Raw genomic sequence first — 17262 nt, forward strand, 5'->3', positions numbered from 1 at the left:
TCATTTAGGTTATTAGCAACCGTATCCGTTTATCCACCATTAAAACGGATACGATTGAGTAAAAAGGTTCCCGGGTCGGGCTTCCGCTCCCTTGCCGGGAACCTTTAACAGCTTAGTTAGCTACGATGCTATTTAGCGTCGCGGCCGTCGTCACAAGCGTCGCCTGTGCCTTCTTTACCTGATGTTTCTGCGTCCTGTGGCATTTCACAATGGTCAGCAGAAGCTGCTTCAACGGTGTCGTTAGCTGCTTCAACAGGAGCTACTGCGATACCAGGAAGGTCGCTCAGGGTCTGGAAGTACTTGTGACGTTTGAGGTAATCTTCCTCGATCTGAGCGCGGAGGCGCTTAGATTCTTCAGGTGCGATCTTTTCAAGCAGAGCGTAGCGGTTTTCACCGGAAAGGAACGCCTGCATGTCACCGTTAGGTGTTTTAGATTCGTACATGAATGGGTTTTTACCTTCGTCAGCGAGAACTGGGTTGTAGCGGTAAAGCGGCCAGTAACCAGTTTCAACTGCGATTTTTTCTTCTTCGATGGATTTGCCCATACCTTTACGGATACCCTGGTTAATACAAGGTGCGTAACAGATAACGATGGACGGACCGTCGAATGCTTCAGCTTCTTTAAATGCTTTCAGAACCTGGTTCATGTTTGCGCCCATAGAAACGGATGCAACGTAAACGTAGCCGTAAGACATTGCGATAAGGCCGAGGTCTTTTTTACCTACTTTCTTACCGGAAGCTGCCATTTTCGCGATGGAGCCGAGTGGGGTAGCTTTTGAAGACTGACCACCAGTGTTGGAGTACACTTCGGTATCCATTACGAGAATGTTGATGTCTTCGCCGGAAGCGAGAACATGGTCAACACCGCCGAAGCCGATGTCATATGCCCAGCCGTCACCACCGAATACCCATACGGATTTTTTGGTGAGAAGGTCAGCCATGTGGTAGATCTCATGTGCAGCAGCACTGTGATCAATACCAGCCTCGATAAGTGCGAGGATTTCTTCGCCAGCTTCAGCAGATGCTTCGCCCTGATCTTTAACTTCGATCCAAGCTTCAAGAGCACCTTTGAACTGTGCGTTTTCAACAGTATCGATAGCTTTTTTAACAACGTCTTCAAGTTTGTTGCGACGCTGTGTGTAAGCCATGCCCATACCGTAACCAAATTCAGCAGCATCCTCGAAGAGGGAGTTACCCCAAGCAGGACCGTGACCGTTTTTGTTTACAGTGTACGGGGTGGTAGGTGCAGATGCACCCCAAATGGAAGAACAACCAGTTGCGTTTGCAATGATCATACGTTCGCCAAACATCTGTGTGAGAAGCTTAACGTATGGTGTTTCACCACAACCAGCACATGCGCCGGAGAATTCCATCAGAGGCTGCTGGAACTGAGAGCCTTTGAGTGAATCACGGGACATGATGGAGTCTTTAATTTCAATCGCTTCTTCTGCGAAAGTAAGGTTAGCAATCTGATCGTCGAGCTGAGTCTCGATCGGTTTCATAACGAGTGCTTTTTCTTTAGCAGGACAAACGTTCGCACAAGAACCACAGCCGAGGCAGTCTTCTGAGTAAACCTGGATGCGGTACTGGAGACCTTTTACTTCTTTGCCTTTAGCATCGAGAGTAGTGAAGGTAGCAGGAGCATCTGCGAGTTCTGCTTCAGTAGCGAGTACTGGGCGAATTGCAGCGTGAGGACAAACGTAAGCACAGCGGTTACACTGAATGCAGTTTTCCTGTACCCATTCTGGTACGAGGATAGCTACGCCACGTTTTTCAAATGCTGCAGTACCAACTGGGAAGAGTCCGTCTGGTTCGAAAGCGGAAACAGGAAGTTTGTCACCGTTCTGAGCAAGGATAGGACGTACAACGTTGGTAATGAATTCTGGAGCGTCGCCTTCTGTTGCACAAGCATCAGATGCGGTAGCCCAGTCAGCAGGGATTTTGATTTCAACAAGAGCGTCAGCAGCTTTATCAACAGCCTGAACGTTCATGTTAACGATGTGCTCACCTTTATTGCCGTATGCTTTCTGAATAGAATCTTTCAGGTAAGCAACTGCCTGATCAAAAGGAATAACATCAGCAAGCTTAAAGAATGCAGTCTGCATAACCATGTTAATGCGACCGCCAAGACCTACTTCAGTCGCAATCTTAACTGCGTCAATGTTGTAGAACTTGATATTCTTTTCTGCGAGTGAGCGCTTCATGGAAGCAGGAAGATGTTCGTTCAACTCTGCTGGAGACCAGTTAGAGTTCAGTACGAAGATACCGCCGTCCTTGATACCATCAAGGAGGTCATACTGGTTAACGTATGCAGACTTGTGACAAGCAACGTAGTCAGCAGCGTTAACGAGGTATGTGGACTGAATCTTTTCGTTACCGAAACGAAGGTGAGACACAGTGAAGCCGCCGGACTTTTTGGAGTCGTAAGCGAAGTAACCCTGTGCGTACATGTCGGTGTTGTCACCAATGATTTTGATAGCCTGCTTGTTAGCACCAACAGTACCATCAGCACCAAGGCCGAAGAACTTACACTGAACAGTGCCAGCAGGCACGGTGTCGAGTACTTTACCAACAGTAAGAGAAGAACGGGTAACGTCGTCGTTAATACCAACAGTGAAGTGGTTTTTAGGACCGGTTACTTTCATGTTCTCGTAAACTGCGAGTACGTCAGCAGGAGTGAATTCTTTAGAACCGAGACCGTAGCGGCCGGAAAGAATCACTGGCATTTCGCCGTGTTCTTTAAATGCTGCACAGATGTCAAGGTAAAGAGGATCGCCGATAGAACCAGGTTCTTTAGTACGATCAAGTACGGTGAAGATTTCTGCAGAAGCAGGAATAACTTCGAGCATGTGCTTGATGGAGAACGGACGGTAAAGACGAACTTTAAGAAGACCTACTTTTTCACCTTTTTCGGTAAGGTAGTTAACTACTTCTTCAATAGCTTCGTTACCGGAGCCCATACACACGATTACGCGTTCTGCGTTTTCGTGACCAACGAACTCAAAAGGTTTGTAGGAACGGCCGGTGATGCTTTCAACTTTAGCCATTGCATCGATAACTGCTTCAGGAATAGCATCGTAGAATGTGTTGCAAGCTTCACGTGCCTGGAAGTAAATATCTGGGTTCTGAGCGGTACCACGAAGATGTGGGTGCTCAGGATTCATTGCGTTCTGACGGAAAGCTTCAATTTTCTCGAAGTTAACTACTTTTTTGATGTCTTCGTAGTCGATAACTTCAATTTTCTGGAGCTCATGAGAAGTACGGAAACCGTCGAAGAAGTGACAGAAAGGAACGCTGGTTTCGATTGCTGCAAGGTGAGCAACGAGAGCCATGTCCATAGCTTCCTGAACGGAGTTGGAACATAAGAAAGCAAAGCCAGTCTGACGACAAGCCATTACGTCCTGATGGTCACCGAAGATGGAGAGTGCATGTGAAGCGAGAGCACGTGCAGATACATGGAAAACGCCAGGGAGAAGCTCACCAGCAATTTTGTACATGTTAGGAATCATGAGCAGAAGGCCCTGAGACGCTGTAAATGTAGAAGTCAGCGCGCCCGCTGCGAGACAGCCGTGTACCGCACCAGCCGCACCAGCTTCGGACTGAAGCTGACGGACAGAAACTGTCTGGTCAAAAATGTTTGTTTTGCCGGCAGCAGCCCAGTCGTCTGCAGCTTCTGCCATGTTGGATGATGGAGTGATCGGGTAGATCGCAGCCGTGTCACTCAGTGCGTACGCGATATGCGCGGCAGCAGTGTTACCATCCATTGTTTTCATAATCTTGGCCATTAGAGTAACTCCTTTATGTAGCCTGAAAGCATGTGGGTCATGCTGACCTGCCTTTTCCTTATCGTGCAGTTACTATTGTATTGCTAGGAATGCGGGTTTATCCCCGCCCCACATTCCGCGATAGGAAAAAACAGGGTGATCGGATTAACCAATACAAAAGATATGCCACTTGTGTGATTTTTGATAAACCCAGTATAATCAGGCACATGCCGGAGTAGACCGTTTATTGGAATTTCAAGAATCACGTTTGTGTCTGAAAAAAAAGACTCACCAAGACTAACGCACGCAATATTATACGATTTCTCGCAGGTTCAAAATACTTTTGCTCGCAAATCAAGGTGGTTATCATGTCTTAAATATCAGACACCTATAACATCGTCGCTCCTTTTACAACAAAATGAGTACACAAACAATGGTTGTTTACGGAAAGTTCACAGTTATTTTTGTCTGTTTTATCAATCTTGTTTTACAAGGAGATATTATACTTTTTAAGCAACGCATAGAGGTGGGAGCGGGATAATCCCGAAGTTTCCAGCATTCCGTGAATGTTAGAACCATGCTGTGCGATAAGCTGTAAAAGGTACTTCTTTTCCATATCCGATTTAAATTGTCGCAGCGTCGGTAACATTTCAAATGAGAATGAAACTGGAGCTGCATTTTTTTGGTCTGATTTTTCAGACACAGACGCTTTAGTAGCATTAGTTGTCTGATTTTCCATTCCACGCACAAGGCTTGCCTGTGCAATTTTAATTCGGATGTCAGCCGGAAGATGTCTGGCGTATAAGACAGATTCCGATCCGGCGGCGACTAACGCCTGTTCAAGGGCGTTAAACAATTCGCGTACGTTCCCCGGCCAGTCATATTTGGCAAGTATCGGGAAAAAGTCCGCAGAAAAATTCTTAACCGGCATTCCATATTGTTTACAGAGCTGTTTAATTCTGAATTGTGACAACAGCTCGAGATCATCGTTGCGTAAGCGAAGAGCAGGGAGTTCAATATGGACGGTTTTTAAACGGAAGAGTAAATCCTGACGGAAGTCTCCGTCTTCAACCATGGTTTCCAAGTTGCGGTTTGTTGCCGAAACGAGACGGAAGTTACTTTTTTCTTCCGCAGTGCCACCCACAGGGCGGAATACTCGCTCTTGCAGGAAACGGAGAAACGATTTTTGGATGGTGAGGGGCATCTCGCCCACTTCATCGAGAAAGAGAGTGCCGTTGTCGGCAAGTTTGACGAGTCCGTCTTTATCTGTATCTGCACCGGTAAAGGCGCCCTTTTTGTGTCCGAAAAGGGTTGATTCAAGGAGGCTCTCGGTGAGCGCAGCACAGTCCACCACCACAAACTCTCCCTGAGAACGAGTGCTGTTTGTGTGGATGGTGCGGGCTGTAAGCTCTTTACCTGTACCGGTTTCACCAGTGATGAGCACGTTCGCGTCGGTCGAAGCTGCTTGAGCCATAAGGCTGAAACAACTTCGGATGATGGAACTTGTGCCGACCATGTGGGCTACTTCCAACGGCTTGGCGTCGCAGCTTTTATCCAGCTTTTCCTGACGGTATTTGAGAACGCGTTTAAGCGTTTGCGTGATTTCTTTAATGGAAGCAGGTTTTACAAGGTAATCCCAGACACCGCGCTGAATCGCAATTTCTGCACCGGCAGGATCACCATCGCCTGTAAGAATAATGACTTCCGGCGGGTTGTCGAAGTGTGCGATATCGGAAAGGCAGTCCAGTCCGTTGCCATCCGGTAGCCGGACGTCAAGAAAGAGCACGTCAAATTCATGCTCGCGGAGCAGTTTGAACCCTTGCGAAATAGTTTGTGCAGTGGCGCAGTCGTAGTGAAGGCGCGAGAGAAGACTTTCAAATGTTTCACAAATGTTAACATCATCATCAATAATAAGAATGTTGGGCATGCTCAAATTTTTCCGAAACGTTGAGGTGATCAACGCCCCCCCGGGGGCGGCTTAGCGAGAATTTACTGCAACGGATGAAGTACAGAAGTAATAGCTTTGGCAATTATCGAACTGTTGTACGGTTTGCTGACAAGAGTTTTAACCGACGGAATTTCTTCGGCACCCTTGGCTGCAATGTTTCGGCCGGAAACCATGATCACAGGAAGTTCCGGAGCAGTGTGGCTGATATGTTTTGCCAGTTCGAGACCGTTTAACGCAGGCATGTCAAAATCAGTAATGACGAGATCCCACGAATCTGGTTGTTCACGAATCATACTTGCAGCTACCGCAGCATCGCCTATCGGGTCAACCTCGTAGCCTAAGTTTCTGAGAACTCTAGGAATTGTCTCGAGCTGGTCTGGGTCGTCTTCCACAAAAAGAATGCGTCCTTCCCCTTGAAGAATCTTTTCTGTGAGTTGGTTCCCTGCTTCAAGAACAGGCCGGTCGATGTGTGGCAGGTAGATGATAAATGCTGTTCGAACAAAAGGAATACTGCTTACTTCGACACCGCCACCATGTCCTTTAATTATGCCAAGCACAACAGAAAGTCCTAAACCGGTACCTTCTGTTTTTCCTTTTGTTGTGAAAAATGGATCGAAAATTTTGTCCTGAATTTCGGAGCTGATGCCGGGACCATTGTCTTCAATGACCAGCTTAAAATATTCACCTTCTGGAATATTAAACTGACTTGCCTTTTCTTTGGTCAAAAATTCTTTGTCGACATCCAGCCGTAACGTGCCGCCATGTTCACGCAACGCCTGAAAAGAGTTGGTGCACATGTTCATAATGACCTGATTCATCTGTGTCGGATCACCGAATGTATGCGCGTGGGTAACATTATATGTTGTTTCAATATTAATGTTACGCGGCAGAGAGGCGGACACAAGTCCCACGGACTCGTTCATAACCTCTAAAATATCTGTGGTACGGAAACCCGCAACGGAGGGCTTACTGAAAGTAAGAATTTTTTTGACCAAGCTGCTGCCGTGTTGCGCAGCACGTAACGCACGGGCAAGGTCGTTGCTTGTGAGTGTTTCTTCATCAATATCAATCAGCGCTAACTCAACAGAGTTAATGATGGATGTAAGGATATTGTTAAAGTCATGCGCAATTCCGCCAGCCAGTGTACCAATTGCTTCCATTTTCTGTGATTGCAGTAACTGGCGCTCTAGGTTGATGCGCTGCGTAATATCTTCCGCAGTGGTCAACATTCCGACAATTTCGCCCTTGTCTCCGTGGAGCGGCAGGCGGTTAATTTCCAACCATACGAGGTCACCGTCTTTATCAGTGATACGTTCTTTGGATTTTAACTGAGGAATATTGTGGGCAAGAACCATGTTTTCAGACTGCTGCATGATAGCGGCATCTTGCTTGTCGAATAAAAATTCAAAATCAGTTTTGCCAATGAGCTCGCGAGCGTGTTCAATCCCGAAGAATTTGTCAAAGGATCGGTTGCTGCCCATGTAACGGAAGCTGTTACTTTTCCACGAAACAAGCTGTGGAATGTTGTCCATAACAGACTGCAACATACGTTCGGAATTACGTAATGCTTTTTCTGCACGCTTACGCGTGGTGATATTTTCAGAGAACCCTTCAAGAAGTTCAATGTTGTTCAATCGGTCACGCACAACTCGTACAGACATGTTTGCGGCAAACGTTGTGTTATCTGGACGCAGGAGCGTGCGTTCGAATGTCAAAATTTCGTTAGCGCGTGCTTTATGGAAATCAACGCCCTGCAACAGGTCATCCAACGCACTGGTTTCATGTGCCATAAAGTCTTGCGAAGTGGTGTAGCCATTCATTCTGGCAAAGGCTGGGTTTACATCAACAAATGCACCTGTTGGGCGCACACGGAAAATGCCCAGTGGTGAGTTTTCAAAGATAGAGCGATATTTTTCTTCTGCAAAGCGTAAGCTGTCCTCAGCTTTTTTGCGATCGGTAAAGTCAAAGATTACTCCCACCATACCCGCAATTTCACCACGAGCATTAACGTTGGTCGCTTTGTGCAACAGAATATTATGCACACTGCCTTCGCGGGACGAAATAGTCTGTTCGTAGATGGATTCGCCTTGCTCATGCAGCAGCTGATGGTCAACAGGGTGTTGTAATTGAGACAACCCGAATTCCTGCAACTCCCATTCGTTACAATTCAAAATATCGTCACGCTGGATACCAAAGAATTTTTCAAAGGCGACGTTACACTGCTGGTAGCGTCCATACTTATCTTTAGAGTAGATAGGAATAGGGATGGTATCCATAAGTAGGCGTAAGAATGACAGCTGATCTTTGATCTTTTGTTCTACAGATTTTTTCTCGAGAATATTCATCACCAACAATACAAGAGTGATGGTGAGCAGAATAAGGCTGACAATAATTGTCCAGAAAACCTGCTTATTCAATTCATAGAATCGGCTCGGAGCATTGATCATGACTGCCGGTTCGGGCAATTCGCGCTCGCTCAAGTGAAGGCGTTTGAGTTCATTGTAGTCAAAAGCCCATGGGGAAGCGCTTTTTGAGATGACGTTAATCTCACTCGCCGGAGTACCGTCAAGAATTTGCAAACCGAGCTCGGCAGCCATTTCACCATCGGTGAAGCCGGAAATAAGCTTGCCGCCGAGAATGCCGGAACCGAGCAGGAATCTCCAGTTTGAATAGAGCGGTGCCGTAGTGTTATCGTGCACCTTTTGCAGCAGTTCCTGTGCAGAGTAAAACTGGCCGTCGATTTCTCGGTACATCGGAATAAAGTAGAAGAATGTGTCAGGCGGAGCTGTTTGACTCGACGGATAATTTCTCTGTGCGGCATATCAGTCCAGAATTGAACCTTCAACCCTTTGTCAATATTCGGGATGCCTTCGATAACCTGCTTGCGGATTGCTTTGCCCGTGACGGATTCGTCACCGATAACAATCATTTGTTTCAGGTTAGGGTGCATTTCTAAGGCAAGACGGATGTTTGAAGCGACATCGAATGTTTCCATGACGCCGGTAATTTCTTTGCCTTTAATTAGTGATGGGTTGAAATCGTTAACCCCGACAAAAACAATAGGAACACCCGGAAAGATATCTTCCCCGTGCTGAGTGATGAAGTTGAATGCGTCGTTGTCGGAAACTGTGATGAGGTCAAATGTAGTGTCAGCAAACTTTCGTCTGAACAAATCCATGACATGTTTGACTGCTTGATTGTACGGAAATTTTTTGGAATCCAGATACTCCACCTGCAACATAATAGAATACGGGCTGTCTTGAATCCGCTCTTTAAAGCCTTCGAGCAGATTGTCCGACCATGCGTATCCGTTGTGGTAGGAGTTAAGATAGAGGATGTTCTTGCGTTCTTTAGGCGTAGGGGTTGGATTGGCAAAAGCGTTCGGAACCGTCAAAATGACAGTCAGAAGCGCTAAAAATATGAAGTGTAAAAGGCGTGCACCCATAATCGATAACCAATCCTTCAATTTGCTTAACAAAAGCTGTGTTTGCAGCCGTTGCAGCTAATAATTCGAGGTCGCTTTTGTGTGTTTACAATGCGTACCTCTTGCCCCATGTACCGTTTATTCGCTCAATTGTCATCTGTCGCAATGTGGCGAGTTTTTGACAAATTCAAAAATAAGCATTCAAATACAGCATGTTACAAAACTGGCAAGCTCCTTGCTATATGTCTTCGCAAAGACAATTACGTGGCGTTCCGAATAGATAGGGTGCCCGTTCAGGAGGATGCAATGTTATTTTTGCTTGGTGGAAATGATAAAAAGCCAACACAGGCTGAACAGGCTCGTACCGAGAATATGGAACGTGTAAAGGAACTATTTCTCGCTGGCCGTTTCCCAGTAGTAACTACCGAGGTGCTGGAAGGCCGCGCTATCGGTAAAGTTCTCGGGTTAGTAGCTTGTCGTGGATATGATTCAGATGATGCATTTTTTGGCATGACTGCGCGTGCCGTAAATAAAGGCGCACAGGCCATTATCGGATATCAGGAGAACATTGCGTTTCATCCGGATGGCAGTAAATATTTCTCTTGTTACGGTACTGCTGTGCAGTTTGACCGTTCAAAGCGAGTATAGGGCATACGTATAGCCGACTGGTTGCTACTTGTTTGGCTGCGTTGCTTTACCCTTGCGGTTTGTTATGTCACTCCCCCCCCCCGACAGACCTTTACCTAGGTTAGACATGACAAACTGTAAGGTAATACGGATTCCTGCATAGGCAATGATAGCTGTTGCCTGTGGGGAAATAAAAAAAGCCCGAATCACAATGTGATTCGGGCTTTTTGTTTTTTAGAATTCTATTCGGAATCGTCCTCAAGGCTACGGGTGTAGCGGCAGGCTTTTTCCGGACAGGCGATATGCTTACCGCGTGCTTTGGTGGTTTTGATTGTAAGCAGTTTAGAATCACACTGTGGACATTCTTCTTCCACAGGGAAGTTCCACAGCGCGTAGTCACACTTAGGGTATCTGCTACAAGAGTAGAAGATTTTACCAGAGCGGGAAGACTTTTCTACAATCTCACCTTCTTCACAACGCGGGCATTTTACGCCCGTTGAGAAAGGCTTTGCGTGTTTGCATTCAGGGTAACCGGTACATGCGATAAAGCGGCCACCGGTACGGGTGCGTTTAAGAACAAGGTCCTTTCCGCAATCCGGACATTCACCCATTTTCTGCAATTCTTCTTTCGGGCGTTCCACAAGCACAACATTACCGTTGTCATCGCGGGTAAAGTTGGATGTGTTTTTACAATCCGGATATCCGGAGCACGCCAGGAAGGTGCCTGCCTTACCAAACTTGATCATCATCGGCTTGCCGCATTCTGAACATACAAGGTCAGTTTCAAGACCCTGTTTTACAGACTCCATCTCCTCAGCAGCTTTTTCAAGCGTCGGATTGAAGTCGTTCATGAAGTCAGTCATGAGCTGTGTCCAGTCCAATGTGCCTTCAGCAACGTTATCGAGCAATGTTTCCATCTGCGCGGTAAAACTTACATCCATAAGAGTGGAGAAGTGTTTTACAAGCTGCTGGCACACTGTGCGACCAAGGTCAGTCGGCACAAAGTTCTTTTCTTCCAGCTGTGCATAGCCGCGATCAATCAGTGTTGAAATAATGGCTGCATAGGTGGATGGACGGCCGATGCCGAGTTCTTCCATTTCACGTACAAGAGACGCTTCGGAGAATCGTGCTGGTGGCTGAGTAAATTTTTGTTCTTTGTCGAGCTTGATGAGGCGGATTTCCTGACCTTCTTCAAGTTTCGGCAAATCTTCATCTTCTTTGGCTTTTTGCGGAGAAACAGCAAGGAAGCCGGGGAAGAGCATACGCTCGCCTTTTACACGCCATGTGCTGGCAAGTTTGTCTGCATCTTTAATAGTAGTTGCGTTTGGTGTGGCTGCAATAGTGACGGTAGTGTCATGGAATTGAGCCGCAGCCATCTGGGATGCCATAAAGCGTGACCAGACGAGTGTGTACAACGCATACTGTTCTCTAGGAAGCAGATTGCGAACGGAATCAGGTGTGATGGATGCGTCAACAGGACGGATCGCTTCGTGAGCATCCTGAGCACTTGATTTTGTTTTGAAGAAGCGTGGCTTTGGCGGAATGTATTCTTTTCCGTAGAGGGAAAGAATAAGCTCTTTAGCTGCATCGCGCGCGTCGTCAGCAATACGTACGGAGTCAGTACGCATATAAGTGATAAGCGCTGTTGTGCCCTCGTCACCGAGTTCAACACCTTCATACAGGCGCTGAGCAATGGACATGGTACGCTTTGCAGAATAGCCATGGCGCTGACTTGCTGCCTGCTGGAGAGTTGATGTGATGTAAGGTGGCAGCGGCTGGCGGCTACGTTTTTTCTCTTCAACTTTTTCTACAACCAGTGCTGAGGCAAGAACTGCTTCCTGAAGTGCATTCGCAGCTTCTTCGTTAGGAACAACTGCTTTTTTACCTGCAATCTGGTGCAAAAGAGCTTTAACTGGTGGCGGATTTTCGCCTTCCATTTCAGCTTTGAATACCCAGTACTCTTCTGGATCAAATGCATAGCGTTCCGCTTCGCGCTCAACAATGAGACGCAGCGCAACGGACTGTACACGACCGGCAGAAATACCGCGCTTAACTTTATTCCAGAGTAGCGGTGAGAGTTTGTAGCCCACAAGACGGTCAAGAATTCGTCGAGCCTGCTGAGCATCGAAGAGGTTCTCGTTCAGATCTTTCGGGTGTTCAAGCGCTTCACGAACCGCACGGGCGGTAATTTCGTTAAACTGGATACGCTTTGCATTTGGATTTTCTTTTTTAATAATCTCAGCAATGTGCCAAGCAATGGCTTCGCCCTCGCGATCGGGATCGGGAGCAAGATATACGTGGTCAGCTTTGGCTGCCGCTTCTTTCAGCGTGGAAACAACTTTCTGTTTACCCTGAATGATCTGATACTTTGGCTTGTAGTTTTTTTCTTCGTCAACGCCGAGATCTTTTTTAGGCAAATCTCGCACGTGACCTACGCTGGCGTGAACCATGTAGTTACGGCCAAGGAACTTTTTAATTGTTTTCACCTTTGCGGGTGATTCTACGATTATCAGGTCTTTTCCCATTGAATGTCCTGTTTCCGATGTTGGTTAAGAAGTAACTGGCAACACACAGATATCAATAGGTGTACCAGATGCTAAGCGTTTTTCTGTTAAGGGAAGATACGGCAAATGTCGCTAGCGTCAAGTGTCGATTTTCTAAAATATGATTACGACAGTATATCTTCCTGAAGAACAATGCAAAATTACAAGGTAGTTTGTCTTTGCCTCTATATTACAAAATGATTGCAGTATGGGAATGATACAGATGCATCTACTCTTGTAACTGATTTTACGTCTGTAATACCTGTTGATTGTGTTCAATTTACTGACATTTTCTAAAAGTGTAACAGTGAGTGGTTACTCTTACCCCTGCGCCAGGCCACGGATTATAACGAATCTAACAAGTTGGCATTCTAATTGCTCAATACATCCCGTACGTTGTCAAGCTCGGGGGAGCTTTAGGAGGAATACTATGTCTGTTACCCAAATCTCTATGAGGCAGGTGCAGGGAGTTCTGCAGCATTCGAAAAGACGCACTGGTGCGATTTCACATAATGATGCTGTACAAAACAACGGTATGAGCCGTTTTGAAGCCTTGCTTAGAGAACCGCAGCAGATTGTAGATGCCATGGCATCTTCCCAATCTAATCAGCTATCTGCGTTGCCCAATCAATATCCATACTATGGATTAACTGGAGCGGAACAGCCTACACGTTCAGGAATGAACCTGAGTAATGTTTCTGCTCTTGCTACACTTATTAATGTTTCATCTATTGAACCTACGGTTTTGAGTAATGCACTCAAAACACTGACAGAAGCTGCTGAGAAAAATCAGCTTGAGACCGCTTCTGCAGCCGGTATCCCAGGAAACCTGCAGGGTATGATGAGCCGTCAAATTGTAAGCGGTGACATGAATGCAGTTGTTCAAGCTTCTGACAGTGCTATGGGTGATAGTACTGACGAGAGCGGAGCAAAAAGTGTAGAACCTATTGTAAGTAATGAAGTTCGTGGTTCATTAGCTACGATGTTTGAATCCGGTGCAGCCGGAAACATTGCAGCCATTGGCTATGATGCAACAGGTGGAACTTCGTACGGCAAGTACCAGTTCTCGTCTGCTCGTGGCACAATGGACGATTTTTTGACATATTTAGATTCGCATGCTTCCGATATTTCATTACATCTCAGAGCAGCTGGTGGTGTAAATACAGGTTCCAAGCAGGGTGAAATGCCAATGGCTTGGCAGGAAGTTGCGAACATTGATCCAGTACGATTCGAAAAAATGCAGGATGCTTTTACGCATTCTCGCTACTATTCCCCAGTAGCTCGAGTTGTTCAGGATAAAATGAACGTTGGCCAAATGAGTACCGCAATGGAAGAAGTTTTACTTTCTACTTCCTTACAGCATGGTCCTCGCGGGGCTATTCAAATTTTTGCAAAAGCATTCGGCGCAACAGGCGGCTTCTCTGAAGAGATGCAGGAAGCGTTTATTAAAAACGTATACGCACAGCGCAGCAATGAATTTGCAACTTCAACTCCGGAAGTTCGCACAGGCGTGCAGAACAGACTGGATGCAGAGCTTAATGTAGCATTATCTATGCTCGCTTAATGTTGGAAAGTTGACACGAAACGTGTCCGCCGAAAACATGACATGAGTTGAGAGCGTAGAGATTACTCCGGTTTTTTAGCAAGAGTACTCTACAGGCTGTCTTAGCTTCAAAAGAATGACTTTGTTGAGTGTAGAAAAAAGGACATCAATATGATGTCCTTTTTTTTGTATTTTTTAAGTAGATTAAGAGTCTTAGCAAATAATTTTTTTTATGTACTTGACCGGTAAGAGCTTCTGCTTTAATTACATATGAACACGTGTTCATGCGTAGTTTTATTTTTAGAGGTAACTATGGACATTGCAATACAATATCTTTCCGAAGTATGGGAAATTCTGCTCGAAGCCGCCCCATACGTACTTTTCGGTTTTTTTGTCGCTGGGCTTCTTAAAGGGTTTTTACCGGACGATTTTGTCGCGCGCCATCTAGGCAGTAACAAAAAGGGTGCCGTTGTTAAGGCATCACTCTTCGGTGTACCGCTTCCTTTATGTTCTTGCGGTGTAATTCCTGCGGCTGCAGGGCTTCGCCAGCAGGGTGCAAGTAAAGGGGCAACCACATCATTTATGATCTCCACACCAGAGACTGGCGTTGATTCCATCGCCATCACATACGCGCTGCTTGACCCGATTATGACAATTGTGCGTCCGGTTGCTGCGTTTATTTCTGCGCTTACCGCAGGTACTCTGGTAGATATGTTTCCTGCAAAGGCAGTACCGGGTAAAACTGAATTTACTCCGCTTAACTTTGCAGCAACAACATTAAAAAAAGAAGAGGAATGTACCTCTGGCAACTGCTCTTCCAAGTCAGCAATTGCAACAGCTAAAGATAAATTTCTTTTCGGTATGCAGTTCGCGTTTGGTGAACTTATTGCCGACATCGGTAAATGGCTGTTGATTGGTATCCTTATAGCCGCAGTTGTTTCTACGTTCCTGCCAGTCACATTCTTTCAGGAATACGTAGGTGATGGACTTCTCAGCATGATCCTGATGGTTGTCATCGGTGTGCCAATGTATGTCTGCGCAACCGCATCAACCCCAATTGCAGCAGCGCTCGCACTTAAAGGGCTTTCCCCCGGCGGTGCGCTTGTGTTCCTGTTAGCAGGGCCAGCAACCAACGCAGCAACGATTACTGTTGTAGCTCAGACTCTCGGTAAGCGCGTAGCGTTCATCTACGTAGGCTCCATTGCGGTAACATCCGTAATTCTCGGGCTTGCCGTGAACTGGCTGTACGCGAAACTCGGTCTTTCTGTGTTCTCTTGGATTAATGACGTAGAAGCTCATCAGCATGGTATTGTGGGTTACGCCTCTGCGATTATTCTACTCGTTCTTGTAGGTAAACAATTTATCGGTCGTCGTGGTCACCAACACGGCGAATCCTGTGGCTGCCATTAAGCTGCAATAAGATTGGACTCCTTAAAAAAAGCCACGCTCTTGAGCGTGGCTTTTTTTGTTTTCTTTTTTGTGCCTGCGGCGCTGAGTTTGTTTTGCCTCCGGCGGGCGGGGCGTTGCCCCTGCACCCCACGAGAGGGACGCCCTCTCGACTGCGAGGTTGTACTCCCAGTTTGGTGAAAGCTGTTCGAGCTAAAAGAAATGTTTTTTTAATAGATCTGTACCAAGAACGATCCGATGATAACCTACATAGTTTACTACCCACTAGACATAAACAGGTAGTCGAACCCCGCGGTCAAGGGGGCGTCCCCCTTGCGGGTGCTTGCGCCAGTAACCGTTCACGAGGAACGAGTGATTACGGATGCCAGTCCCTTGTGGAGGCAGAGCCTGCCCGCCGGAGGCAACACAAATCTTAAAAAAGCAAAAAATTATTAAACAATAGCAGCATCAAGTGCAGCGTCGACGTGAGCTTGAACGGTATCGATCAGCGGGATGTTGCAGTCGGAGGCTTTAATAAGCAGTCCGATTTCGGTGCAGCCGAGAATAATCGCTTCGGCACCGTTTGCTTCGAGATCTTTGATGATGTTGATGTACTTCTCACGAGTGCTGTCGAGGAATTTTCCTACGGCAAATTCATTGAAAATGCTGTCGTGGATAATGGCGCGGACATCGCTTGCAGGAGTAATAATTTCGAGGTCGTGCTTTTCAGAAAGCGGCTTACTGATGAAATCTTGTTCCATGGTGAATGCGGTGCCGAGTAATCCGAGCTTGCTGACGTTGAGTTCTTTCGCTTTGTTTGCGATTGCGTCTGAAATATGGAGTACTGGAATTTCTAGCGCACCTTGCACGGTGTCGGCAACGCGATGCATTGTATTTGCGCCGATGAGAAGCATATCTGCGCCGCCAGCTTCGGTGTTCAGGGCGGCTTGAGCTAGCTTAGTGCCCACGGATGTCCAGTCATCTTTGCTGATGAGCTCGTGTAGTTCTGAAAAATCGACGCTGTCCATAAGGATTTTGCAGGAATGGCGTCCGCCGAGGCGTTTGCGGGTGCCTTCGTTTAAGAGGCGGTAGTATTCGATTGTTGATCCCCAAGTCATTCCGCCTAATAATCCGATCTTTTTCATGAGAATATCCTTTGAACTTAATTGAAAACATGTTTTTGAAGTAAGCTGTGTTTTTGCATATGCTGATCGCAATGTAAAATATGTTTTAAAAAACATTATGTTACTTGATTGCATTAGTAGGAAATGGGGTGTCTTTTTTGTTATTAGGTGCTGTCTGCATGATCAGTATGATGAGAAGAAGTAAGTACTTTTGTCGTATTCTGTGCTTGCTCTTAGCGGCGTTGGACTTGACATAATGCGATGAGGCTATCAATCTCACTATATCTATATGTTTGGAGTGCAAAATATGAAAAAGGTAGTTGTATCATTTCTCGGCAAAGATGGTCCGGGAGTCGTACATGCGGTATCCAGCCTGCTTACAGGTCTGGAGTGCAACATTAATGAAGTAAGTCAAACTATTCTGCATAGTGAATTTGCTGCGATCGTCATTGCTGAAATGCCTGACGGTTGTACCATTGACCTCTTGCAGGATGAACTGGTGAAAGGACTTGCTGAACGACAGGTTGACCTCAGTGTTACAGCACGCCTTTATGACGGTACAAGCTGGTCTGCTGAAGATCCTCAGTCATTTGTGGTAAGTGTAGACGGCCCTGACCAACAAGGGCTTGTTGCTGCAATCTCAGGTATTCTGGGTGAGCATAATGTGAATATTGCCAACCTGAAAGCTATTGTTCCTGCCGATCAACCGGACGGGAATGCTCTTATTGTTTTTGAAGTAATTGTCCCCGGCGCTGTGGAGCTTTCTGCTCTGCGCGGCGCGCTGAATGCGAAGGCGGAAGAACTTTCGCTACGGGTAAGTGTTCAGCACAGGGATATTTTCGAAGCAGTGCACAGGGTTCAGCCTGTGTAGCTTTAGAAGGTGACATATCTGGGAAATTGTCA

General features: G+C 46.4%; 10 protein-coding genes. 4 read left to right on the plus strand and 6 right to left on the minus strand.

The window, feature by feature from the left end:
• Positions 1–128: 128 nt before the first annotated feature.
• The 4 genes from nifJ to MKHDV_RS18820 all read right to left on the minus strand — a co-directional run bounded on the left by nifJ (position 129) and on the right by MKHDV_RS18820 (position 9157).
• Complete coding sequence (gene nifJ / locus MKHDV_RS01835; RefSeq protein ID WP_160711689.1) at positions 129–3785, minus strand: pyruvate:ferredoxin (flavodoxin) oxidoreductase; 3657 nt, start codon at positions 3783–3785, stop codon at positions 129–131.
• 466 nt (positions 3786–4251) lie between these two features.
• Complete coding sequence (locus MKHDV_RS01840; RefSeq protein ID WP_160711691.1) at positions 4252–5691, minus strand: sigma-54 dependent transcriptional regulator; 1440 nt, start codon at positions 5689–5691, stop codon at positions 4252–4254.
• Between the two features lie 62 nt (positions 5692–5753).
• Positions 5754–8159, minus strand: a complete 2406-nt coding sequence (locus MKHDV_RS01845) for a PAS domain S-box protein (RefSeq protein WP_371416004.1) — start codon at positions 8157–8159, stop codon at positions 5754–5756.
• Between the two features lie 29 nt (positions 8160–8188).
• Positions 8189–9157, minus strand: a complete 969-nt coding sequence (locus MKHDV_RS18820) for an ABC transporter substrate-binding protein (RefSeq protein WP_254060391.1) — start codon at positions 9155–9157, stop codon at positions 8189–8191.
• A 285-nt stretch (positions 9158–9442) separates the two neighbouring features.
• Here MKHDV_RS18820 and MKHDV_RS01850 point away from each other — a divergent pair, with 285 nt between their 5' ends.
• On the plus strand, positions 9443–9784 hold the full coding sequence (locus MKHDV_RS01850; protein WP_160711695.1) for a hypothetical protein: 342 nt from the start codon (positions 9443–9445) through the stop codon (positions 9782–9784).
• 221 nt (positions 9785–10005) lie between these two features.
• On the opposite strand, the gene topA is transcribed toward MKHDV_RS01850, so the two are convergent.
• Complete coding sequence (topA, locus tag MKHDV_RS01855) at positions 10006–12288, minus strand: type I DNA topoisomerase (RefSeq protein WP_160711697.1); 2283 nt, start codon at positions 12286–12288, stop codon at positions 10006–10008.
• Positions 12289–12736: 448 nt separating this feature from the next.
• Here topA and MKHDV_RS01860 point away from each other — a divergent pair, with 448 nt between their 5' ends.
• Both MKHDV_RS01860 and MKHDV_RS01865 read left to right on the plus strand, forming a co-directional pair.
• On the plus strand, positions 12737–13870 hold the full coding sequence (locus tag MKHDV_RS01860) for a chitosanase (RefSeq protein ID WP_160711699.1): 1134 nt from the start codon (positions 12737–12739) through the stop codon (positions 13868–13870).
• Positions 13871–14161: 291 nt separating this feature from the next.
• Positions 14162–15259, plus strand: coding sequence for an SO_0444 family Cu/Zn efflux transporter (locus tag MKHDV_RS01865; RefSeq protein ID WP_160711701.1), 1098 nt, complete (start codon positions 14162–14164; stop codon positions 15257–15259).
• 428 nt (positions 15260–15687) lie between these two features.
• Here the strand turns inward: MKHDV_RS01865 and MKHDV_RS01870 are convergent, their stop codons facing one another.
• A complete protein-coding gene (locus tag MKHDV_RS01870) occupies positions 15688–16380 on the minus strand; it encodes an aspartate/glutamate racemase family protein (RefSeq protein WP_160711703.1) in 693 nt (230 codons plus the stop codon).
• Positions 16381–16666: 286 nt separating this feature from the next.
• On the opposite strand from MKHDV_RS01870, the gene MKHDV_RS01875 reads away from it, so the two are divergent.
• Positions 16667–17230, plus strand: a complete 564-nt coding sequence (locus tag MKHDV_RS01875; protein WP_160711705.1) for a glycine cleavage system protein R — start codon at positions 16667–16669, stop codon at positions 17228–17230.
• The last annotated feature ends 32 nt before the right edge of the window (positions 17231–17262 follow it).

It is taken from the genome of Halodesulfovibrio sp. MK-HDV (genome assembly GCF_009914765.1).
Lineage (GTDB): Bacteria > Desulfobacterota > Desulfovibrionia > Desulfovibrionales > Desulfovibrionaceae > Halodesulfovibrio.